At 66.7% G+C, this 20946-nt stretch carries 20 protein-coding genes; 9 read left to right on the top strand and 11 right to left on the bottom strand.

What is annotated here, in order from left to right; translation table 11 throughout:
* Positions 1–12 precede the first annotated feature (12 nt).
* From DQG15_RS14355 to DQG15_RS14340, 4 genes are all read right to left on the bottom strand, one after another.
* Positions 13–1440 carry a mannose-1-phosphate guanylyltransferase/mannose-6-phosphate isomerase gene (locus DQG15_RS14355; protein ID WP_116086402.1) on the bottom strand — a complete coding sequence of 476 codons (1428 nt, stop codon included), beginning with the start codon at positions 1438–1440 and terminating at the stop codon, positions 13–15.
* A 129-nt stretch (positions 1441–1569) separates the two neighbouring features.
* A complete protein-coding gene (locus DQG15_RS18245; RefSeq protein WP_157969007.1) occupies positions 1570–1845 on the bottom strand; it encodes a hypothetical protein in 276 nt (91 codons plus the stop codon).
* 123 nt (positions 1846–1968) lie between these two features.
* Positions 1969–2589 (bottom strand): YjbF family lipoprotein, encoded by a 621-nt coding sequence (locus DQG15_RS14345; protein ID WP_116086266.1) that lies wholly within the window; start codon positions 2587–2589, stop codon positions 1969–1971.
* On the bottom strand, positions 2586–4772 hold the full coding sequence (locus tag DQG15_RS14340; RefSeq protein WP_116086264.1) for a YjbH domain-containing protein: 2187 nt from the start codon (positions 4770–4772) through the stop codon (positions 2586–2588). The genes DQG15_RS14345 and DQG15_RS14340 overlap by 4 nt, the downstream gene beginning before the upstream one ends.
* 160 nt (positions 4773–4932) lie before the next feature.
* On the opposite strand from DQG15_RS14340, the gene DQG15_RS14335 reads away from it, so the two are divergent.
* Complete coding sequence (locus DQG15_RS14335; RefSeq protein ID WP_116086262.1) at positions 4933–5748, top strand: serine/threonine protein phosphatase; 816 nt, start codon at positions 4933–4935, stop codon at positions 5746–5748.
* Here DQG15_RS14335 and DQG15_RS14330 read toward each other — a convergent pair.
* Complete coding sequence (locus DQG15_RS14330) at positions 5736–7901, bottom strand: polysaccharide biosynthesis tyrosine autokinase (RefSeq protein WP_232830859.1); 2166 nt, start codon at positions 7899–7901, stop codon at positions 5736–5738. The genes DQG15_RS14335 and DQG15_RS14330 overlap by 13 nt on opposite strands.
* Before the next feature lie 333 nt (positions 7902–8234).
* On the opposite strand from DQG15_RS14330, the gene DQG15_RS14325 reads away from it, so the two are divergent.
* From DQG15_RS14325 to DQG15_RS14290, 8 genes are all read left to right on the top strand, one after another.
* On the top strand, positions 8235–8831 hold the full coding sequence (locus DQG15_RS14325) for a sugar transferase (RefSeq protein ID WP_232830858.1): 597 nt from the start codon (positions 8235–8237) through the stop codon (positions 8829–8831).
* An 83-nt stretch (positions 8832–8914) separates the two neighbouring features.
* Positions 8915–9526 (top strand): ribonuclease D, encoded by a 612-nt coding sequence (locus DQG15_RS14320; RefSeq protein ID WP_116086258.1) that lies wholly within the window; start codon positions 8915–8917, stop codon positions 9524–9526.
* A gap of 1 nt (position 9527) precedes the next feature.
* Positions 9528–10532, top strand: coding sequence for an SIS domain-containing protein (locus DQG15_RS14315; protein WP_116086256.1), 1005 nt, complete (start codon positions 9528–9530; stop codon positions 10530–10532).
* 2 nt (positions 10533–10534) lie between these two features.
* Positions 10535–11149, top strand: coding sequence for a hypothetical protein (locus DQG15_RS14310; protein WP_116086254.1), 615 nt, complete (start codon positions 10535–10537; stop codon positions 11147–11149).
* The gene (lptA, locus tag DQG15_RS14305; protein ID WP_116086252.1) at positions 11146–11664 is read left to right on the top strand and encodes a lipopolysaccharide transport periplasmic protein LptA; all 519 of its coding nucleotides are present in this window, start codon (positions 11146–11148) and stop codon (positions 11662–11664) included. The genes DQG15_RS14310 and lptA overlap by 4 nt, the downstream gene beginning before the upstream one ends.
* Complete coding sequence (lptB, locus tag DQG15_RS14300; RefSeq protein WP_116086250.1) at positions 11661–12410, top strand: LPS export ABC transporter ATP-binding protein; 750 nt, start codon at positions 11661–11663, stop codon at positions 12408–12410. The genes lptA and lptB overlap by 4 nt, the downstream gene beginning before the upstream one ends.
* A 124-nt stretch (positions 12411–12534) precedes the next feature.
* The gene (gene hpf, locus DQG15_RS14295; RefSeq protein WP_116086248.1) at positions 12535–13113 is read left to right on the top strand and encodes a ribosome hibernation-promoting factor, HPF/YfiA family; all 579 of its coding nucleotides are present in this window, start codon (positions 12535–12537) and stop codon (positions 13111–13113) included.
* 36 nt (positions 13114–13149) lie between these two features.
* Positions 13150–13614 (top strand): PTS sugar transporter subunit IIA, encoded by a 465-nt coding sequence (locus tag DQG15_RS14290; protein WP_116086246.1) that lies wholly within the window; start codon positions 13150–13152, stop codon positions 13612–13614.
* Between the two features lie 2 nt (positions 13615–13616).
* Here the strand turns inward: DQG15_RS14290 and DQG15_RS14285 are convergent, their stop codons facing one another.
* The 6 genes from DQG15_RS14285 to DQG15_RS14260 all read right to left on the bottom strand — a co-directional run bounded on the left by DQG15_RS14285 (position 13617) and on the right by DQG15_RS14260 (position 20937).
* Positions 13617–15053 carry a nodulation protein NodH gene (locus tag DQG15_RS14285; RefSeq protein ID WP_116086244.1) on the bottom strand — a complete coding sequence of 479 codons (1437 nt, stop codon included), beginning with the start codon at positions 15051–15053 and terminating at the stop codon, positions 13617–13619.
* Positions 15050–16753, bottom strand: a complete 1704-nt coding sequence (locus DQG15_RS14280; protein ID WP_116086242.1) for a beta-1,6-N-acetylglucosaminyltransferase — start codon at positions 16751–16753, stop codon at positions 15050–15052. Before DQG15_RS14280 ends, DQG15_RS14285 begins: the two co-directional genes overlap by 4 nt.
* Positions 16750–17736: a glycosyltransferase family 2 protein gene (locus DQG15_RS14275; protein ID WP_198665160.1), complete on the bottom strand. Its 987-nt coding sequence runs from the start codon at positions 17734–17736 to the stop codon at positions 16750–16752. The genes DQG15_RS14280 and DQG15_RS14275 overlap by 4 nt, the downstream gene beginning before the upstream one ends.
* Positions 17737–17800: 64 nt before the next feature.
* Complete coding sequence (locus DQG15_RS14270; RefSeq protein ID WP_232830857.1) at positions 17801–18997, bottom strand: glycosyltransferase family 1 protein; 1197 nt, start codon at positions 18995–18997, stop codon at positions 17801–17803.
* Positions 18987–19970: a UDP-glucose 4-epimerase GalE gene (galE, locus tag DQG15_RS14265; protein ID WP_116086238.1), complete on the bottom strand. Its 984-nt coding sequence runs from the start codon at positions 19968–19970 to the stop codon at positions 18987–18989. Before galE ends, DQG15_RS14270 begins: the two co-directional genes overlap by 11 nt.
* A gap of 73 nt (positions 19971–20043) precedes the next feature.
* On the bottom strand, positions 20044–20937 hold the full coding sequence (locus tag DQG15_RS14260; protein ID WP_116086236.1) for a UTP--glucose-1-phosphate uridylyltransferase: 894 nt from the start codon (positions 20935–20937) through the stop codon (positions 20044–20046).
* Positions 20938–20946: the final 9 nt, after the last annotated feature.

The following is a 20946-nucleotide window of genomic DNA, read 5'->3' as shown; positions in this document are numbered from 1 at the left end:
GCCGGCGCCGCCTTATTCGGCGGCGTCGCGGCGATAGACGTCTTCGTAGCGGATGATGTCGTCTTCCCCGAGATAGGCTCCGGTCTGCACCTCGATCAGGTGCAGGTCGAGCTTGCCGGGGTTCTCCATCCGGTGGACCGAACCGAGCGGCACGAAAATGGATTCGTTCTCGGTCACGAGACGCACCTCGTCGTCGACCGTCACGCGCGCCGTGCCCGACACGACCACCCAGTGTTCCGCGCGGTGGACATGGCTTTGCAGCGACAGCGCAGCGCCCGGATGGACCATGATGCGTTTGACCTGAAAACGCGGAGCGAGGGCGAGCGTCTGGTACCAACCCCAGGGCCGGTAATCCCGCGGCAGCTGTTCCGCCTGCCTGGCACCCTTCGCCTTCAGCGCCGAGACCGCGTGCTTCACCTCCTGCGTACGATTGCGATCCGCGATGAGCACAGCATCCGGCATGGCAACGGCGACGATATCGGTAAGGCCGAGACCGACGATCTCGAGGTCGGGATCCTCGGAGCGCAGCAGCGTGTCGCGGCACGCGATCGCCGTCGCCGCGCCGGACAGGGAGACGCCGTTTTCGTCCGCTCCGGTCTCGCGCCAGACGGCGTTCCAGTCTCCGAGGTCAGACCATCCCCCGGAGAACGGAACGACGGAGAGGTTGCCGGCCTTCTCCATCACCGCGTAGTCGATCGACACGTCCCGTGCCTCGGCGAAAGGAGCGGGGGCGAGACGGAGAAAGCCCAGATCCTGCGTCGCTTCATCGACCGCACGCGTGACGGGGTCCACCAGGTCCGGCGCATGGGCTTCGAACGCGGCAATTATGGCGTCCACCGGGAGAAGGAAGATGCCGGCGTTCCACAGGTGCCGGCCGCTTGCGATCATCTCGGCGGCCGCCGCGGCGTCCGGCTTCTCGACGAAGCGGGCAAGCGGGCGGACGCCGGCTCTCTCCCCGTCTCCCAGCTCAAGATAGCCATAGCCCGTCTCGGGCCGATCCGGGGCAATCCCGAAGGTGACGAGCTGGCCGGAGGCCGCTGCGGGCCGGGCCTCCTCGACGGCCGCGCGAAAGGCGGCGTCATCGGGAATCACATGGTCGGAGGGGGCTACGAGCATCAGCCCGCCGGGATCGGTTTTCCTGAGCCAGAGAGCGGCGGCGAGGATCGCGGGCGCGGTGTTGCGGGCCTCCGGCTCGATCAGGATCGCTCCGGGGTCGATCCCCGCCGCAAGGAGCTGCTCGGTCACGATGAATCGGAAATCGGACGCTGTAACGACAACGGGCGGCGCATAGGACGGCCCGGTCAAACGCTTCGCCGACTGCTGGAAGAGGGTGTCCTCCCCGGTCAGCTTCGCGAACTGCTTCGGGTAGGACTTGCGGGAAAGAGGCCACAGCCGCGTTCCGGATCCACCGCAGAGAATCACAGGAACGATGGTCGTCATGTCTTTCATCCCGCAGCTCCGGTCACGAAACCGGGCCCGCGCGGATCGGCGCGGGCCCGGTTTCAGATCATTTCAGGCTATCCCCTGCGGGCCGCTCGCAAACGGAGCATTCCGGAGGGCACGTGCGACTTAGTCGACCGTGCCGGAGGGGATATCCGACTCGCCATCGTTGTCGTCATCGTCTTCGCTCAGGGCGTTGGCGGCGACGGTCACGGCGACGAGTGAGGCGACGCCGATCCCGATGATCGCACCGGTGCCGAGAGCGCCGGCCCCGGCAGCAGCGCCTGCGCCAGCACCCGCTCCGGCGGGAAGGGGCGCGGTGCCTTGCGCCTGCACTTGTTGAGCGCTGGCGGCGTTCGAAAACGCAAGGGCGGCGACGCTCGCGAGAAGGGCAATTCTCTTCATGGTGCCTCCATTCTGGAAGGTGGGGCGCTATTGCCCCATGGTGATCCAATTACAACCAAAGGTATCAGTTCCGCAGGGAATACACCACGAAGAAACGGGGCTCTCGCGGAATTCCGCGCCTTGTCAGGGTCTCAGATGCGTTATTTCCGCATATCCAGTCTCCGGTCCGACCCATTCGATGCTCTTGCGGAGCGTTCCGCCGGGGGCGATCCAGTACGTGTTGACGAAATTCGCCTCCGGTCCGGTGCATGATTCGCGTAAAAGTTGCGTGCGGACGGACTGGCCGGCGATGGCCAGCGTGTCCGTCCCCGCGGGACGAAGGTCGCAGACGAATGACGAGATGACCTCGTGGCGCTCCCCGTCCAGCGTGCGGTGGACGCGGACCAGTGCGGAGCCGCCACCATTGCGCAGGGCGACGCGCGTCTCCTCGTTATCGGCGAACATCAGGTCGTAGGAAAAGCCGCGCGTGGCGACGAGCGTGCCCTCACGGAGGACAAGGCCGATCTGGTCGGGGCTGATATAGGTACGGTGCGGCCCGTTCGTCGCGGCAAGGCCGAGCCGGGCCGACGCGCCGGTGACCGGCAGGTCCACCCGGATCAGCGGGCCGGGGAGCGCGGCGAGTTCCGCCGCCGTGATCGGCGGCAGGGGTTCGGGCGCAGCGCCGCCGAAAAGAGGGATCGCTTCGCGGACGCGGTCGCAGCCGGTCAGCAGGGTCAGGGCGAGGCAGAGGGCGAGCGATCTCATTTCCAGAAGGCTCCCGAGCGGTCTTCGTATTCCGGGCGGTGATAATCGCGAACCGCCCCGTAGAGCCTGTTGCGCACGTTCAGTCGCTGACCGCCATCTCGCTGCACGAGCCGCAGCGATGTGCCGATGGAGGACCGGTCGGGCTGGCCAGTGAGGTAGTTGAGTGGGATCGACACGCGGATGCCCTTGTCGAACGAACCCTCGCCGAACTCCTCGGCGGAGACGTCCGTACGGGTGAAGAACGCGCCGACCCGGGCCCCGTTGTCGAACTCCCGGTCGAGCGAGAAGGTCGCGCCCCAGTCCCCGGCGAGGTAACGCCCGGCATCGATCTGGCCGAGATAGCCGCCGCCGAAATCGTAGTAGGCGGAGGCATGACCCGTGGCCGTCTCGTAGTCCTGGAAGTCGAACAGGATGTCGTAGTCCCGCTTCCGGGCGTAGTTCAGCTCGACGCCCAGTCCGAGGCGGCTGTCCACCGGCTTCCACAGGACCTCCCCGGAGACGCCGCCGTACATCCGCTCCAGAAGGCCCACCGTGACGCGACCGTAATAGTCCTGGCCGGGACGGAAGAAGTACTCCCCGGTCAGATACTCCAGCGCCGGATCGCCTTCCTGGGCGTAGCGGGCGATGTCGGACCGGACGACGGGCAACTCGGAAGGATCGTCCCTGTCCGCCTCGTCCCGGTTGCCGAGGAGCCTTTTCTTGAGCGAACCGGACAGGACGAGGCCCGGCGACGGCTCGTAGGAGGCGGTGAACCTCAGGCCGACATCGGCGCGGAACGGATCGTCCGGATCGAAGAGCGCGGGCTGAAGATAGGGGGAAATGCCGAAATCGAGCTTCGGATAGAGGTCGTCGGGGTAAGCGGCGGGCGGCAGTTTGCCTTCCGCGGCGCCGCCGGTCAGGCGGGACCGGGCGTAGATGGTCCACGCGTTGTCGGGGGCGTATTCCAGATCCTCGAGATCCCCGCGGCGGAGGGTGACGGCGCTCGCCGGAATGCCGTTGACGATCGGCACGATGACGAACGTGTCCACCTGCGGGGGCATCACCGCGGTGAGGACGCGGGCCGCACGCCCCACGGCCATCGGCGCCGATTCGTACGTGGTGTTGTACATCCGCAGGGTGGCGCGCCGGCCGGAGATTTCGAGCGCATCGAGGCCCAGTCCGTAGGCGTCCAGCGCCGTGACGACGACGTCCCGCAGGGCGGTCGACACGGCGGGGGTCACGCGCAGGGGCTCGGCGCCGGGGGCGCGGCGCAACACCGGAAGCGGCGCGCCGGCGGCAAAGCCGTTCGGCGGCGTCTTCGGATTGAAGGAAATGCTCGCGGTGATGCCGATTTCGGTGCCGTAGAGCGCGTAGCCTCCCAGCGTGATGCTGTCGTTCACCTTGTACTTGGCGCCGAAATTGAAGGGCGACTCGCGCTCGAAAAGGCCTCGGCCGGTCTCGTAGGCGTAGTCGTCGGTCGAGTATTCGGCGACTAGGCTGAGCCGGTCCGTCGGCCGCCACTCGACGCCGCCGAAGATCGCCGCATCGCCCTGGAAGTAGTTCCCAGAGAGCTGCCCGCCGGGATCGTCCCGCTCGGTCTCGCGCACATCGAAACCGTCATCGAGCACGCCGAGCGGGTTGTCGAACCCGTCGTAGGTGCCGAGCCGCCCCCAGCCGAGACCGGCGGTGATGGCGACCTTCGGGGAGAGGTGCTTGGTCGCGGCGATATACTCGCTCGACAGCACGCTCGTTCCACCGATGTCCCGCAATCCGATGGCGATGCCGGGCAGGCGCCGGTCTTCCTCGACGAGTTGGAAGGCAAGGTCGAGGCTGCGGTCGTAGAGCGTCCCTCCGCCGGCGTTCTCGTTCTCGATGATCGAGTAGCGAAACGCGCCGGCAAGCCTGGGAAAGATCTGGAACGTCAGCGTATTGCGGGTGGAGCCGGCGAAATACGCGGTGGAGAAGGCGAGTTGCCCGTCCGGCAGGGCCTCCGCCGTCGGCATGTCGATCAGGCCGGGCGTGCCGTAGAAGGAGAGCGTCGGCGGAGGAGGCGCGGGCGGCAGCGCTCCGGCGGCGAGGCGGATATCGGTCTCACCGGTCATGTACTGCCCGAGCGTGGCCACGGGTGCCAGGAGGGCCAGAAGCGCGGCCGACGTGGCCAGTACCTTTCGCCCGGCTCGCCTCGTACCGATCGCTGCCATCATGCCGGATCTGTCCTCCGTTTGGCCCGGCCCATTCGCCGGCTGTCTGAACGCTCTGGTTGTAACCCCGATCGCGTCGCGTCACCAAGCCGGCAGCACCTGAATTCGGACCTCTACCGGGTCGAATTGCGTTCTTGCATCACCTCGAGACCACGGAGCCCGGATGAGACATCTGATCGGCAGGATCCTGCGCAAGGTTCGACGAAAACGCCAGGCCGCAGTCCTTCCCTTCGAAGGCGGCCCGCCGGCGCCCGAGCGCGATATTTATGCAGTCGGCGATTTGCACGGCTGTTCCCGGCTTCTGGAGCAGTTGCTGGAGACGATCGATGCGGATGCCGAGTCCCTGTCCGGCCCTCCGCCGGTGCTCCTGTTCCTCGGCGATTATATCGACCGCGGCGATAGCAGCCGGGAGGTCCTGGAGATCATTCACCGCCGGGTGCGGGCCGATCCGGAGAACGTCATCGCGCTGCGCGGCAATCACGAGCAGATGCTGCTCGATTTCCTCGCCGATCCCGAGGGCCGTGGGCCGCGCTGGCTCGCCAATGGAGGGCTGCAGACGCTTGCCAGTTTCGGCGTGGGCCTCGGCGGCGGGGCGGAGCGCGACGCCGGAGACGCGGCGGTTCGCCTGTCGGAGACCCTGGGGGAGGCGGGCCTCCTGAGCTGGCTGTCGGACCTGCCGCTGTCCTGGCAATCGGGCAACGTCCTTGCGGTGCATGCCGCAGCGGATCCGGCCCTACCCGCGAGCACGCAGGAGCCGCGGACGCTTCTCTGGGGCCACCCGGACTTCGGCGTGGTGCCGCGGCCGGACGGCATATGGGTTCTGCATGGCCACGTGCCTGTCGAACTGCCAGCGGCGGCGAACGGCGTCATCCCTGCGGATACCGGAGCCTACTTTTCGGGACGGTTGACCGCCGCCGCGATCTCGCCCGGCGGCCGCGTCCGGTTCCTGAGCGCCTCGGCTGGGCGTCAGTTCTCGTAATAGCCCGCGTAGGCCTTGCCGTAACCGTACCCGTATCCCTCGTACCCGTAGCGCTTCATCCCCTTGGGATCGACGCGGGAGAGGATGGTTCCGGCGATCGGAACGCCGACGGATCGCAGCAGGTCGAGGCCCTGCGACACCTGTTTCTGCTTCGTGACGTCCCAGAGCACGACGTAGAGCGCCGCATCGCAGATGCGCCCGATCACGCGCGCATCGGGCACGGCGAGGACGGGGGGCGTATCGATGATGACGTAGTCGTAGGCAGCCTCGCATTCGCGGATGAACCCGGCGAATCGATCCGATGCGTAAAGGTCCGCCGCGTTCACGTTCGGCCGCTCGGCGATCAGAAGATCGACACCCGTGTCCTTGTCCCGCACCACGGTTTCCTCGAAGCACGCCTCTCCCGACAGGATGGAGACGATGCCCTTCGCCCCCTTGATGTCGAAATACTCGGCGAAGACGCGGCGCCGGAGATCCCCTTCGATCAGGAGAACGCGCTTGCCGAGATCGGCGAGATTCTGCGCCAGCAGGATTGAGGCGGTGGTCTTGCCTTCGCCCGGCGTCGAGGAGGTCAGCATCACCGTCTTCGGCGGATTGTCCACGTTGGACAGCAGAAGCGAGGTCCTGAGGTTGCGCACGGCTTCGGCCAGCGCGGAGTTGGGTTTGGACGAGACATAGTCCAGCACCGCACGTCGATTTTTCGCGGCGAGGCGCGGCAGCGTACCCATGACGGCATAGCCCGTTTTGGTGTGCAGATCCTCCGTGGTGCGGAATGTGTTCTGCAACATCTCTCGCAGCAGGATGAGACCGGCCCCGATCATCAGTCCCAGGATCGCCCCCAGAACGATGATCCGCGACCGATTGGGGGCCGACGGGCGTCCCGGAACATTCGCAGCGGAAAGAAGCCGGACATCCGCCTGTTGAATGCCCTGCTGGACCGACGTTTCCTTCAGCCGCGACAGGAAGTGCTCGTAGATCAGCCGGCTTGCCTCGGCCTCGCGCTCAAGCTGCTGGAGCTGAACGAGGTCACCGGACTGGTCGGAGATCTGACTGTCCACCTGCGCGGCGGAGCGCTCCAACGTACCGAGCTGGGCCTCCGCGCGGGCAAGCTCGGCTTCGGCGCGTTCGAGGACGGTGGTCGCTCGTGTTTCGAACAGATCGCCATCCGCCTCGCCCGTGGCGGCGATGCGCGACAATGTCGGATCGGCGGCGAGGTCCGCGAAGGCGGCGGGATCGCCCGAGGCCGCGTCGAGCGCGGCGAGGCGCGCCGCGGCACTCTCGACCTCTGCGCGCGCGGCGGTGATCCGGCTGCGAAGATCCCGAGCCTGCGCATTGAGGCCCGTCAGGGCTTCCGTGCTGGCAAGATTGGTCTGGGCGCGGAACGTGTTCACCGCCGCCACGGCCTGCTCCAGCTCGATCTTGAGTTCCGAAACCCGTGTCGAGAGCCAGTCCGTCGCCTCCTCGGTCGCCTCTTGTTTGAGGGTGAGTTGATCGCGGATGTAGAACTCGGCCAGCGTGTTCGCGAGGCGGGCGGCGAGCTCGCGGTCCTCGCTCGTCGCCTGAATGCGGAAGACGTAGCTCGATCGCAGGAGCGAGATGTCGATCTTGCTCCGCAGGATGTTTGCCGCAGTCAGGAGCTGGCTGTCCCGGTTAGGGGGCGCGACCACGGCATCGTTTGCGTCTCCAAAAAGCTCGCGCACCCACTGCACGGCCTTGCCGAGACTGAACGTCGGCTCTTCCCGGAGGCGGGGCGCGAATTCGGGATATTGCGGCAGATCGAGAGCGTCGGCGACCCGGGTCAGCAGTTGCGCCGAGCGCATGATCTCGATCTCGGTGTTCATCGAGGCGCTGTCGGTCGAGACCCCGGACACCACGCTCTGAAAATCCACGACCTGCGGCTGCTCGCGCTGGAGGGCGACAGTCGTGCTCGCGCTGTAGACGGAGGTGGTCTGGAAGTAGGCGTAGTATCCGGCGAGCAGGATGCCGAGCGCAACCGCGAGCGCGATCCACAGGCGACCGCGCCAGAGCGTGCCTGCAAGGGCGAGCAGGTCGATCTCGTCGTCCTCTTCCGAAGCTGCGCCGGGTTGCGCTTGGTGGGGCAGATCCCGGCTGCGCGCATCCCGCAGGGGCTCGTCATGGGGGATCTTGGACAAGTTGTTATGGATCAAATCTTGTTCCGTCAAAGATGTATGCGCGCATGCTTCAACCTATGCGGGCGGTTATTGTCCGGCGCAACTCACCCCGCGCCACGGCGTTAATTAACTTGGATAGAATAGATCGTGTTTTGTTCGCGGCCTCAACCAAGGGGGGCTGCAAGGTCACAATTTCGACAGGTTGAAATGAGAGAGTATCCGCACGTGCTCTTGCACGTTGCAGGTGTATCAACCTAGGGTCACCGCGGACGGACTTCCCGTGGGGGGAAATGGATGCAAACAATTCAACACCATGAGAATATTGCATTTTCATGCGCCCGCCCGCCTGATCAGGTGGGGGGGTCGTCCACCTTCTGGGCGTCCAAGAGGCTGTTCGACGTCGGGGTCTCGCTCCTTCTGCTCGTTCCGATGATCGTGTTGGGCGTCGCTCTCCTGATCGTGAACCCTTTTCTCAATCCCGGACCGCTGTTCTACCGGCAGGTGCGCATGGGCCAGGACTGCCGCGCGTTCTGGGCCATCAAGTTTCGGTCCATGCGGCCGGCGGAGCGGATCTCCCGCTCCGTCGAGGATCCCGTCGAGATCGATCGAATCATGCCCTTGGGACACGTCCTGCGCCGCAGCCGCCTCGATGAGCTCCCGCAGGTGCTGAATGTCCTGGCCGGGCAGATGAGTCTGATCGGGCCGCGTCCGGACTATTTCTCCCACGCCAAGGTGTTCGCGCGGTCGGTGCCGGGCTACCGCGAGCGTCACAGGGTCCGGCCGGGAATCAGCGGCTACGCACAGGTCGAGCTTGGATATGCCGAAGGGGTGGACGCGACGCGCGCCAAGGCCGCGGCGGACTTGTACTATATCCGCAACGCCTCCTTTGCCCTCGATACGCGCCTTCTCTTCAAGACGATACGGGTGGTGCTCGGGCGCAAGGGCGCCTGATCTCGCCGGGACGCCTTCGGTGGACAGTCGAGGGGTCAGTCCATAGATGCTGCTCTAAAGGCCAGGGTCGGACCGGGGGCGGCATGAGCATACATCTTCACAAGGCGGATCTGCCGGACGGGCTGGATCTCGGCGCATCGGTCGCGATCGATTGCGAGACGATGGGGCTCAATCCCCTGCGCGATCGTCTCTGCCTCGTGCAACTCTCCGCCGGCGATGGGGATGCGCATCTTGTGCAGATCGAAAGGGGGCAGGGCGCTGCGCCGAACCTTGCGCGCCTTCTGAGCGATCCGGCCCGCCTGAAGCTGTTCCACTACGGCCGGTTCGACATCGCCGCCATGTACCATGCCTTCGGAGCGCTCGCCGCCCCGGTCTGGTGCACGAAGATCGCCTCGAAGCTGGTTCGCACCTACACCGATCGCCACGGACTGAAGTCCCTGACCCACGAACTCCTCGGCGTGGACATCTCCAAGCAGCAACAGAGCTCCGACTGGGGCGCGCCGGATCTGTCCGAGGCGCAGCAATCCTATGCCGCATCGGACGTGCTCTATCTCCACCGCCTGAAAGACGTGCTGAGCGAGCGGCTCCGGCGCGAGGGGCGGATGGAGATCGCGGAGGCCTGCTTCGAATTCCTGCCGACGCGCGCGCGGCTCGATCTGGCCGGATGGCCGGATCAGGACATCTTTACTCACTGAGATGACAGAGGGCGACGCGCAGAACAACGCTTCGGTCACAGGTGGCGACGATGCCCTGATCGAGACGGGCCGAAGGGTCGTCGACACGGAGAGCGCCGCGCTGACGGCCCTGTCGGGCGCGCTCGGCGCATCCTTCGCGGAGACGATCCGGACCATCCTCGCCGCAACCGGGCGGGTGATCGTCTCCGGAATGGGCAAGTCGGGACATATCGGCCGGAAGATCGCGGCCACCCTCGCCTCGACCGGCACACCCGCGCACTACGTGCATCCGGGCGAGGCCAGCCACGGCGACCTCGGCATGATCAAGGAGGGGGACGTCGCGCTCCTTCTGTCCAATTCCGGCGAGACGACCGAGCTTGCCGACATGATCGCCTATACCCGCCGCTTCGGCATTCCGCTGATCTCCATCAGCAGCGTTCCGGGCAGCACCCTCATGACGCGCTCGGATATCGCGCTGGTGCTGCCTGAGGCCGCCGAGGCCTGCGGGCGGGGTATCGTGCCGACCACAACCACCACGATGATGCTCGCGCTCGGCGATGCGCTCGCCGTCGCGCTGATGGAGCAGCGGGCGTTCACGCCGGAACGGTTTCGAGACTTTCATCCCGGCGGAAAACTCGGCCGGCGGCTCGCCAAGGTGGAGGATCTGATGCACGGGCGGGACCAGCTGCCGCTCGTCGCCGAGTACACGGCGATGGGCGAAGTCCTGATCATCATGTCGCAGAAGGCGTTCGGTGTCGCCGGCGTCACGGACGGCGACGGGCGCCTGTCCGGGATCGTCACGGACGGGGACCTCCGCCGGCACATGGGCGGCCTTCTGGAGCTGAATGCAGGTCAGGTCATGACGCCCGGCCCCCGCACGATCCGCCCCGAAGCGCTGGCCGAAGAGGCGCTGGCGGAGATGCAGCGCCGCCGGATCACCTGCCTCTTCGTGGTGGACGGCGAGATGCCGTCCAGGCCCCTCGGCCTTCTCCATATCCATGACTGCCTCCGGGCCGGGCTGATCTGAGAATGCCCCGCGCGGACAATCCCTATTCCCGCTTCGTGGCCTGGGCGAAGGTCATCCTGCCGCTGGCGGCGCTGGCGCTCCTGTCCTCACTCTTTTTGTTGCCGGGGCGGGGCGAACGCACCGCGATCCCCTTCGCGGACGTTGATATCGACGAGCTGGCACGGGAGCAGCGGCTGGGCCGCCCCTCCTATTCGGGAACGACCGAGGAGGGCCGGGACGTGAGCCTGACGGCGGAGACGGCGCGCCCTTCCGCGGCCGGTCCCGGCATCTTCGATGCGCGCATGCTGACGGGAGCGTTCGAGACGAATGGCGGTCAGATCGGTTTGAGCTCCGATGGCGGGGTGATCGACACCGAGGCGGAAACCGTCGATCTCGCGGGCAATGTCGTCGTGACGACGGCGGATGGTTACGTCGTGCGGTCAGGGCGGCTACGCAGTACGCTCGGCCAGATCAGTCTGGACACGCTCGGCCCGGTGGAGGCGGACGGGCCGGCCGGAACACTCACCGCCGGACGCATGACAGCCAGCGAAACCGGGACCGGAAACGTGGTCGTGGTTTTCAACGAGGGGGTGCGGCTGGTATATCTGCCGGCAGAACAAGGGAGCGACCCGCAATGAAGATCCTACGCATCGCCGCGGCTCTGGCCGTTCTCATCGCGGGCCCGCTCCATGCGCAGGGCACCGGCATCGCGTTCGGCACACCGCAGGACGGCGATCAGCCTGTCGAGGTGACGGCCGAAGAACTGCAGCTCGATCAGGCCGCGGGGACCGCCGTCTTTTCGGGCAACGTCATCGTCGGCCAGGGCGACATGCGCTTGACCGCCCCGCGTGTGGATGTGACCTACGCGACGGATGCCGACGGAAATTCCACCGGCGGGATAGACCGGCTCCACGCCACCGGCGGCGTCACCCTGACAAGCGGTGGCGAGGCCGCCGAGGGGCAGGAAGCCGTCTACACCGTTGGCTCGGGGCAGGTCGTGATGACGGGCGACGTGCTTCTCACGCAGGGGCAGAACGCCCTGGCCGGGGAGAAGCTGACCGTCGGTCTCGATGACGGGCAGGGCGTGATGGAGGGCAATGTCCGCGTCGTCTTCCAGCCGCAGGACGAGGCCGCGGAGCCGGCCGCCCAGTGAGCCTCACCGTGACAGACGGCGCCGGCGGCCTGCGGGTCGTCTCCCTGTGCAAGAGCTACCGCAAGCGCCCGGTCATCCGGGACGTGTCGCTGGAGCTTCGGCGGGGCGAGGTGGTGGCGCTCTTGGGGCCGAACGGCTCCGGCAAGACGACGTGTTTCTACTCCATCGCCGGCCTCGTCACGCCCGAAAGCGGGCTCGTGGAGATCGACGGGCGGGACGTGACCACGCTGCCGATGTACCGTCGCGCGCGCTACGGGATCGGCTACCTGCCGCAGGAGGTCTCGATCTTCCGCGGCATGAGCGTGCAGGACAATATTTCCGCCATCCTCGAGATCGGGGAGCGGGACCGGCTGAAGCGCAAGGAACGGCTGGAAGACCTGCTCTCCGAGTTCGGCATCGCGCATCTGCGCCGCGCCTCGGCGCTGTCGCTTTCGGGCGGGGAGCGGCGGAGGGTGGAGATCGCCCGCTGCCTGGCCGCCAACCCAAAGTATCTTCTTCTCGACGAGCCGTTCGCTGGCGTCGATCCGATTTCCGTCGGCGATATTCGCGCGCTGGTCACCGAGCTGACCGGGCGGGGCATCGGCGTTCTCATCACCGATCACAACGTGCGTGAAACCCTCGGGATCGTGGATCGCGCCTACATCCTCCACGACGGGACCGTCCTGATGAGCGGCTCGGCGGACGAGGTGGTCGCGGACGAGAACGTGCGCCGCGTCTACCTCGGCCAGGGCTTCAGGATCGGCTGATCACACAGACGTCAGGCCTCGGGTGGGATTGATCGGGCCGCCTCGGAAGTTACCATACAGAGGTCGGACTTGCGCTTGCCGCGGGCAGGCGCCGGCCGGCGCCCCTGAAGAATGCGGAGGTCCTATGCGTTACCAGATCAGCGGTCGGCAAATCGACATCGGTGAGGCGCTGCAAACTCACGTGCAGACAGAACTTGACGAGGCTGTCGGCAAGTATGCGGGTCGTCCCACGGATGCCGCGGTGATCTTCTCGAAGACGGGCTTCGAGTATTCCTGCGAGTCGACCGTCCACCTCTCGACGGGGATGACGGCCACGGCCAAGGCCAACGCCACCGAGATCTACGCCTCGTTCGACCAATGCCGCGAGAAGCTCGAGAAGCAACTGAGGCGGTATAAGCGCAGGCTGAAAGACCATGGCCGCGAGCGCAAGCAGCCGGTTGAATCCTTCGGAGCACCTTCGTATATCCTCGCCGCCACGGCAGAGGACGACGAGCAGGAGCCCGATACGCTCCAGCCCATCATCGTCGCGGAGATGGAAACCAAGGTGCCGACGCTGTCCGTCGGCGAAGCGGTCATGCAGATGGAATTGTCGGGCAGTCAGCTCCTGGTGTTCCGGCACGAGACTCATAACGGCGTTAATGTGGTATACCGGCGCGACGACGGAAATGTCGGCTGGATCGACCCGCGCAGCAACGGAAGGTAGGCCCGCTTACCAGCGGCCCCCCGTTTTTGGAGGCATATGGAACTTGTCAGCATCCTGAAGCCCGAGGCGGTTCGGGCCCTGTCCGAAGCCACGAGCAAGAAGCGTCTCTTCCAGCGGATCGCCGAGGTCGCCGAAAGCGCCTACGGCATCCGCACGGCGGAGGCGATGAATGCCCTTCAGGAGCGCGAATCCCTCGGGCCGACCGGCGTCGGCCAGGGGATCGCGCTCCCCCACGCACGACTGAACTGCATCTCGTCGGTCACCGGCGTGTTCATGCGGCTCGATCGCCCGATGGCGTTCGGGTCGGTGGATCGCCAGCCTGTCGACCTCGTCTTCGCGTTGTTCGCGCCGAACGATTCCGGGATCGACCACCTCAAGGCGCTGGCCGCGGTGTCCCGTACGATGCGGGACAGTGCCATCTGTGCAAAGCTCCGGGCCAACAACGACCCGCTCACGCTGCACGCCGTCCTCACCGAGCGCCAGAACACCCGCGCGGCCTGAATTCAGGGCCGCAGCGCTCCGAATCCGAAGGCCATGTAGTCCCGCGCATGGGCGTCCCTCGCGGCCGCGTCGATGTCCGCATCCAGAATGTCGGACAGGCGCGGTCCGTCCCCGGCCTCGGTCGTCAGGTCCGGCGCGGGGGGCATCCGGGCGCGCCCTATCTGCTGGCAGAGTTGGGCGAGACCGAGCGCGGCCTGATCGTCCCGGATCACAATATCCGGCAGAAGAAAATCCGACATGCCCTGAAGCGTCGCGGCCTGTGTGGACCAGGCGGGGTCCGTGCGCAGGCTCGTCTGTCCCGCCAGATTGCCCTTCACAAAGCGCAGGAACCCCAGGAACGCCTCGCGGTGCGTCTCCGGATCCCAGTCGTGCCCCGGCGCCGTCTCGGGGATCGGCAGGCGATAGGTGCTCCTGAGCGCGCCGCGGATCTCCAGAAAGGCGCCCGGCCCGTCATCCAGGATGTAGCGGCGAAAGACGGAATGGAGCCGGCGGACCGGGTGCGACAGCACGGTGAACGCACGCGCCCCGCTTGAGCGGTTCTTCCACTGCCGCAGGCTCTTCTGGGTGAAGTCGCGCAGGAGAGCGCCCGGCTCGGCCCCGTCGAGCGCCGCGAGCCATCCCTCGATCGCCTCCGTGCGCCCGCCCTTCATCGGCATGAAGAGAAGCGGCGCCGTGGTGGCCGCGACATAGGTCGGCACGGCCGGGCCGCGGCGGGGTTCTAGGTTCGGCGTACGCGTCAGGCCGAACCGGTCCAGCCCGTCGAGCGCCGTCTGCATCTCCGCGAAATTGCGCACCTTCTGGGAATGCGGCTCCGGATTCTGCCGCTTGAGCCGGCCCGGCACCTTCTCGAGCCGCCCCGGAACGCCGAGGAAGGCCGCGAGTCCGTTCAGTACCTCGACGTCCCCGATATCCTCGTAGGCGATATGAAAGGCGGTCTGTCCACTGATCTGGAGCGCGCGCTGGAGGCGCAGCTGGAAGGACTGGATCCGATGGAGGTGCGCCTCGAACTCCTCCGGCACGAAGACGGCCCGGGCATCCTTGCGGTCCTTCACGTCGGTCAGCCGCCATTGCCCCGTGGCGGCGGCGATGCGCTTCGAGATGTAGCTGTCGAGCGGATTTCGGGTCAGAATCACCTTCGCGCAGGCGCGGTCGGCGAGGATGCCGTCCAGGATGCGCGGATCGTGGTCATGGAAGTAGCGGAAGCCGGGCAGCCCGTCCGTTTCGGCCCGCATCCGCGCCAGCAGTTCGCCCGGATCGTCCTCCCGCTCCTGAAGCGTGAGGCCGAAGAGCTCGGTCTTGCCCTCCTGCCCGATGAAGTAGGGATTGAAGGCCTCCCCGTGACAGCGCACGCCCTCGATCGCGTTCAGGCTCTCCTCGAGGTGGTTCGAGCCCGTCCGCATTTCCGCGAACAACACGAAGCTGTCGAAGGCGGCGCTCATTCGGCCTGCTTCACGAGATAGGGCATGGTGCGCGGCGGGCCTTCCGGAAAGTCGTCCGCGGGGAAATCCCCGGGGAGGTGGAGGTTCATACCATCGTTCTTGAGATCCTGCAGGAAGCGACCGAAGCCGCCGAGATCCGCCATGCGGGGGACTTCGGTCATGCGGCGGCCCTGCAGGGGGACGATCTCGTCGAGGACGTCCTGCAGCTTCTCCATCGGCGCCTCGACGAAATCGGCCAGCGTCCAGATCCGCACGCGCGCCTTGACCCATCGCGCGCGCAGAAGCTCCAGGTGCCCGGCCTCGATCCGCTGGAGACGGGCGGCCTCCTTGCGCATCAGCTCGCGCGGGAGGCCGGAGCGGTGGAGCGGGATGGCCCAGGCTCCCGCGATCACCGAGATCTGCGCGTTGGGGTCGGCGGCCATGAAACCGGCCGGGAACTGGTTGTCCCGCGGCCCGAACATGAAGCACTGCCGCTCCCCCCGTGTCGTCCAGATCAGGTTCGTCAGGAAGGCGCAGGGGTTGTAGTCCCTGAGCGCCGCGCTGTCCGTGAGCGCGCCGTTGTAGACCTGCTCCCCGCCGGCCAGCTCGGCGCGTTCCGGCGCATAGAGATGCTTGTGGACGCGATGGCCGGTGACACGCGCAAGCCAGGTGTCGAAATCGACGAAGAGCTCGCCGAACCCCTCGAAGACGGAATAGGGACCGGCCGTCCGACCGTTCTCCCGGTCGTTGCGGGGAAAGCGGCCCTGCATGTAGAGCCCCGGCCGCCCCAGGACCCGCCGTTCTCCGGCATTGGCGAACATCCGGTCGATGCGGCCGGGGCGCGGCTCTGCATTCTTGGTGACGTTCGGGTCGTTCGACAGGAAGGCCGAGTAGAGCCGATCCGCGTGGGGCCAGATCTTCCGCGCCATGAAACAGTCGGAGCGGCGCAGAAGCTGCAGGTGATCGTCGTAGAAGACGTAAGGCTTGCCCTGCGAGTCGAACTTGGACAGCGTCAGGGACCGGCTTTCCACGGAGGTCGAATGCAGCCGCACGAGGCTCTGGAAATAGCTTTCGTCCGGGATCCAGACGCGCCGGAAGTACCTGTCGTACCGCTCGCGGTTCGGGTCCTCGAGGATGGCGGTCAGTGTCGCCCGGGACAGGCACCACCATTGCGAGCCGAGATGCGGCACGATGGGATCGGGGATCGCACGGTGAAGCTTGAACCGCCGCTGGATGGCAACCCAGCGGTCGAAGAGCTCCCGGTGGCTTTTCCATGAGAAGGGGAACCGCAGCGTGAATCTCTCCCGCTCGAATCCGCCCTTGGACCAGGCGACGTCCTCGATGGTGACGCTCTCGATGAAGTCGGTTCGGGGGCGCTCCGCGAGATAGGCTTCCAGCTCCTGCACCGGCCGGAGCGGCAGGCAGGAGCCCGACGCGAGGTAGACGTGACGGACGTCCGGATACTCCGCCAGCATCGTCTCCGCCGCGGACAGCGTCGCGCCGACGATGCCCCACGTGCCCCAGGCACAATGGCGGCGCGGCGTCACGAAGCGGACGTTGTCCATCCCCTTCACCCGGCGCTGGAGCTTGGCATATGCGCTGCGCGTCACCTTCCGGTCGGCATGGATCACCACGGGGCAGCCGCTCAGCGCCCAGTGCCGAGCGACCTGCGCCGCCCGGTCCAGCGCAGTGTGAACCAGAAGGATGAAACCAACGGTCATGCCCAGTTGCCCTTGGAGATGAGACCCAGGATCTCGAGCTGCCGCCAGTTGATGTACTGCTCGCTCCACTTCGTCCAGAGGTCGGGCTGCTCCTTCAGGACGGCGTGATAGGCAAGGTATTCCCGGCTCCCCGCGAAATGCTCCCGGCGGGTGATTTCCTCCTCCGTCTTGTCGATGAAGGTGTTCAGGAACTTGGCATGGAGGAGGGCGCCGCAGGTCTTCTCCCCGCCCTCCTCGTCATAGGTGAGATTGAGCCCCCGCGGCAGGAGCATGTGCGTGGAATTGACATAGCAGTAGGCACGATCCCACTTCACCAGCGGGATCTTGTTCAGCGAGGGGGCGTTCGTGGGCGCGTCCGCGAAGAAGGCCCGCGCGCGGGGCCCGCCCTGGATCCAGAGGTTCTGGAAGCGGTCGTTGCGACTGATCATGTAATTGCCGCTGTCGAACCACGAGGCAATCTCGAACGGATCCTGCCCCTCCGCATAGGTCTGTGCGTCGATCGGGCCCTTGGGGTACATGTCGAGCAGCATGGCGGAGAAGGAGCGCAGACCGCTTCCGTCCAGCCAGTCCGTCAGCGCATTGATCGGCCGCGTGTCGCAGAACGGGTAGACGAGGAACTCGTCCACATCGACGGTGAGCGCCCAGTGGCCGTGGGCATGGCGCAGCGCGAGCCAGTTGAGCCAATCCACCCCGAAGCGGGCGCGACGGTAGCTTGCCTCCGTCGTCCAGAGGGAGACGTCCTCTTGATCCGCGAGGTACTCGCGGGAGCCGTCATCCGATGCGTTGTCCACCATGAAGAAGTGGCGAACGCCGGCCTTGCGGTAATAGTCGAGGAAGTAGGGCAGGCGGACGCGCTCGTTCCGGAGCGTGGTGAAGGCAAGCAGGTGCCCGCGTTTGATCGCACCCGTACGGTCCGCCACGACCTTCAGCTCGCGGCGCTTCCGGAAGGCGCGGATGCGGTACTTCTTGCGCTTCAGACGCATTCGGTATGAGTCGAGTGCGCTCAAGCGAGCTCCCCTGCCGGGCGGATCAAGACACGGTCTTGTATTACACCACGCTTAAGACCGCGTTGAAATGCTCCTGCCAGGACGGCGGGACAATCGGATCGCGCCTGTGACCGGGCATCGTCACTTTCGAGACCTCAGCGGCCCAGCGATTGGGATCGGTGAGGGGAAGGTAGCTCGGGTAGTCGCCGAGAAGCTCCCGGAAGACGGGCAGGTCGGACGCGATCACGGGCGTTCCGAGCGCCGCGGCTTCAAGGGCGGGGAGGCCGAACCCCTCGGCGCGGCTCGGAAAGAGAAGCGCGCACGCGTGGGCCATCAGCCATGTGACCGCGCTGTCGGGCAGGCCCGGCAATTCCAGCACATCCGCGCCGGCCCGGTCCAGGCGGGCGAAGACGTCCGCGTTCTTCCAGCCGCGCCGGCCGGCGATGACGAGGATCGGGCGGGGGCTTGGCAGGCTCTCCCAGACGTCGAGGAGCAGCGCGTGGTTCTTGCGCGGCTCGATGGTGCCGAGGCAGAGGAAGAAGGGACGCTCCGCGAGATCCGGCGGCAGGGGGGGCATGGCCCGGGGCACCTCGGGCCGGGGCACGCCCAGATGGGCGACGAGGCCGGGCGGCACGCGGCCTGCTTTCGCGAAATGTCGCTCGGCATCGTCCCGTGTGGCGGCTGAATTGTAGATCGCGAGATCCGCCACACTGCCGACCCGGCTCAGCATCGCCGCGAATCTCTCCGGGCTCCCGTCCCGCTGCGCTTCGGGGAGATCGAGGGGGATCGTGTCGTGGATCATCACCGAGATCCGGGCGTCCGGCACGCTGCGCCACGCGATCAGGACGCGGGCGGTGAGGTTCGAATGACCGACATTCACGTAAGAGGTGCCTGCCGGGAGGTGCTTCCGAAGGGTCCGTGCGAGGCTTGGCCTCGGCAGCACGCGCCGCGCGAGACGGCGCAGGTCGGCTTCCGCGCGCGCCGCCTCCGCGCTCAGTCCGGGGGTGAGGCGCGCGGCGAGGTCGGCACGGCCCCAAGGTCCGCCGAAGAGCCGCCCCGCAAGCTCATGAGTGCCCTCCGGCGCCAGCAGCGCATACCCGAAACGCATCCGCACCAGCGACCAGAGCGGAACAGGTTCCCGCATCAGCCGCGCGAGATAGGCGGCCTCGACCCGGTCCACCCCCGTCCAGGGGCCCTGACCGAGCCGGCTCACGAGGCGGCTGAGATCGAGACAGCGCGCGGCGGGCTCAGCGCTCAAAGCGGCCCGTCTGGTGCCAGTGCCACGCATCCTCGATCATCCGGTCGAGCGAGGAGCGCGCCGGGGTCCATCCCAGTTCCGCCTTCGCCCGCTCGCTGCCCGAAACGAGGCGGACGGCATCGCCCGCTCGCCGCTCGCCCTCCACCACGGGAACGGACCGATTGGTGACCCGGCGGCTGTGCTCGATCACTTCGCGTACGGAGTAGCCGTGGCCGGTGCCGAGATTGAAGGCGCGGCTCTGTCCCCCGCGGTCCAGCCACTCGTAGCCGAGGACATGCGCATCCGCGAGGTCGCAGACATGCACGTAGTCTCGGATGCAGGTGCCGTCCGGCGTGTCGTAATCGGTGCCGAAGACGGTCAGCGCGTCCCGTCTGCCGTCGATGGCGTCCAGCATCAGCGGGATGAGATGCGTCTCGGGCTCGTGCTGCTCGCCCACCTCGCCCTCGGGATCGGCGCCGGCGACGTTGAAGTAGCGGAAGATGACATGGCGCAGCCCGTGGGCGGCCTCGAAATCCCGCAGGATCTCCTCGATGGCCCGCTTCGAGGCGCCGTAGGGGTTCTCGGGGCGCTGGGCCGTCTCTTCGTCCAGCACGACTCCGTCCTGGTCCCCATACGTCGCGCAGGTGGAGGAGAAGATGAACCGGCCGCATCCGGCGGCGACGGCGGCTTCGGCGAGGTTCACCGCTCCCGTGACGTTCTCCAGCCAGTAGCGGCCCGGCTCCCTGACCGATTCGCCGACCTGGCTGAGCGCCGCGAAGTGCATGACGGCATCGGGCGCATGAGCGGCAAAGACCTCGTCCAGGCGGGCGCGATCCATGAGGTCGCCCTCCTCGGCCGGGCCAAACCTGACCGCATCACGCCAGCCGGTACTGTAATTGTCGAAGGTGATGGGGGTGTGCCCGGCGCGGGACAGCGCCTTGCAGGCATGGGCGCCCACATAACCGGCACCGCCCGTGACGAGTATCCTGCCCAATCCGCGACCACCCCTCGCTCGCCCGTGCGCCGACGGCCCGGCCACCGACGGCCGGGCCACTTGATGCCGAAGCTTACTGAGCCGGCTCGGGAACGGCCACGATTTCCCGCAGATACTCCGAAAACTCGTCGCGCAGCTCGTCGCGGGCGAGGCCGAACGCGACCGTCGCCTGCAGGAAACCGGCCTTCGAGCCGCAGTCGAACCGCTCGCCGCGGAAGCGGAAGCCGTTGACCGGCCGCCCGTGATCGATCTCCGCCGCAATGGCGTCCGTCAGCTGGATCTCGCCGCCGGCACCCTTGTCCTGATTGTGCAGTGTCTCCAACACGTCCGGCGTCAGGATATAGCGGCCGATGACGGCGAGGTTCGAGGGCGGGTTCTCCTTCGGCTTCTCCACCATGCGACGGATGGGAAGCACGTCCGAATCCGTCTGTTCGACGTCGAGGATGCCGTAGGAGCTGGTCTTGTCCATCGGGACTTCCATCGCCGCGACCATCGAGCCGCCGCCACATTCCTCGTGGGCCTCGACCATCTGCTGGAGGCAGGGCTTCTCGGCGGCGATCACGTCATCGGGGAGAATGACCGCGAAGGGTTCGTCGCCGATCATGCGGCGGGCGCACCAGACGGCGTGACCGAGACCGAGGGCCTTGTGCTGGCGGACATAGGCGATCTGGCCGCTCTCCATGTAGGTGGCCTTCATGATCTCCTGGATCTCCGTCTTGCCCTTCTCGGCAAGTGCGGCTTCCAGTTCCGGCGCGTTGTCGAAATAGTCCTCGAGCGCCGATTTGCCGCGCGACGTGACGAAGATGAATTCCTTGATGCCGGCGGCGCGGGCCTCGTCGATCGCGTATTGAATGAGGGGACGGTCGACCAGGGTCATGATCTCCTTCGGGATCGACTTGGTCGCCGGCAGGAATCGCGTTCCAAGTCCGGCGACGGGGAGAACCGCCTTGCTGATCTTACGTGTCATTCGCTTTGG

This window comes from Tropicimonas sp. IMCC34011, assembly GCF_003390865.1.
Taxonomy (GTDB): Bacteria; Pseudomonadota; Alphaproteobacteria; order Rhodobacterales; family Rhodobacteraceae; genus Tropicimonas_B.
Note: the sequence above shows the minus strand (reverse complement) of the source record. Positions and strands in the feature narration are given on the sequence as shown.

What these genes read in the sequence shown, in the direction of transcription:
- DQG15_RS14290 (WP_116086246.1), top strand. Translation starts at nt 13,150, where the DNA reads ATGGAACTTGTCAGCATCCTGAAGCCCGAGGCGGTTCGGGCCCTGTCC.
- DQG15_RS14285 (WP_116086244.1), bottom strand. Translation starts at nt 15,053, where the DNA reads ATGAGCGCCGCCTTCGACAGCTTCGTGTTGTTCGCGGAAATGCGGACG.
- DQG15_RS14275 (WP_198665160.1), bottom strand. Translation starts at nt 17,736, where the DNA reads ATGCGTCTGAAGCGCAAGAAGTACCGCATCCGCGCCTTCCGGAAGCGC.
- hpf (WP_116086248.1), top strand. Translation starts at nt 12,535, where the DNA reads ATGCGTTACCAGATCAGCGGTCGGCAAATCGACATCGGTGAGGCGCTG.
- DQG15_RS14345 (WP_116086266.1), bottom strand. Translation starts at nt 2,589, where the DNA reads ATGAGATCGCTCGCCCTCTGCCTCGCCCTGACCCTGCTGACCGGCTGC.
- DQG15_RS14355 (WP_116086402.1), bottom strand. Translation starts at nt 1,440, where the DNA reads ATGACGACCATCGTTCCTGTGATTCTCTGCGGTGGATCCGGAACGCGG.
- lptA (WP_116086252.1), top strand. Translation starts at nt 11,146, where the DNA reads ATGAAGATCCTACGCATCGCCGCGGCTCTGGCCGTTCTCATCGCGGGC.
- DQG15_RS14340 (WP_116086264.1), bottom strand. Translation starts at nt 4,772, where the DNA reads ATGATGGCAGCGATCGGTACGAGGCGAGCCGGGCGAAAGGTACTGGCC.
- DQG15_RS14280 (WP_116086242.1), bottom strand. Translation starts at nt 16,753, where the DNA reads ATGACCGTTGGTTTCATCCTTCTGGTTCACACTGCGCTGGACCGGGCG.
- DQG15_RS14260 (WP_116086236.1), bottom strand. Translation starts at nt 20,937, where the DNA reads ATGACACGTAAGATCAGCAAGGCGGTTCTCCCCGTCGCCGGACTTGGA.
- DQG15_RS14320 (WP_116086258.1), top strand. Translation starts at nt 8,915, where the DNA reads ATGAGCATACATCTTCACAAGGCGGATCTGCCGGACGGGCTGGATCTC.
- DQG15_RS14335 (WP_116086262.1), top strand. Translation starts at nt 4,933, where the DNA reads ATGAGACATCTGATCGGCAGGATCCTGCGCAAGGTTCGACGAAAACGC.
- DQG15_RS14310 (WP_116086254.1), top strand. Translation starts at nt 10,535, where the DNA reads ATGCCCCGCGCGGACAATCCCTATTCCCGCTTCGTGGCCTGGGCGAAG.
- DQG15_RS18245 (WP_157969007.1), bottom strand. Translation starts at nt 1,845, where the DNA reads ATGAAGAGAATTGCCCTTCTCGCGAGCGTCGCCGCCCTTGCGTTTTCG.
- DQG15_RS14315 (WP_116086256.1), top strand. Translation starts at nt 9,528, where the DNA reads ATGACAGAGGGCGACGCGCAGAACAACGCTTCGGTCACAGGTGGCGAC.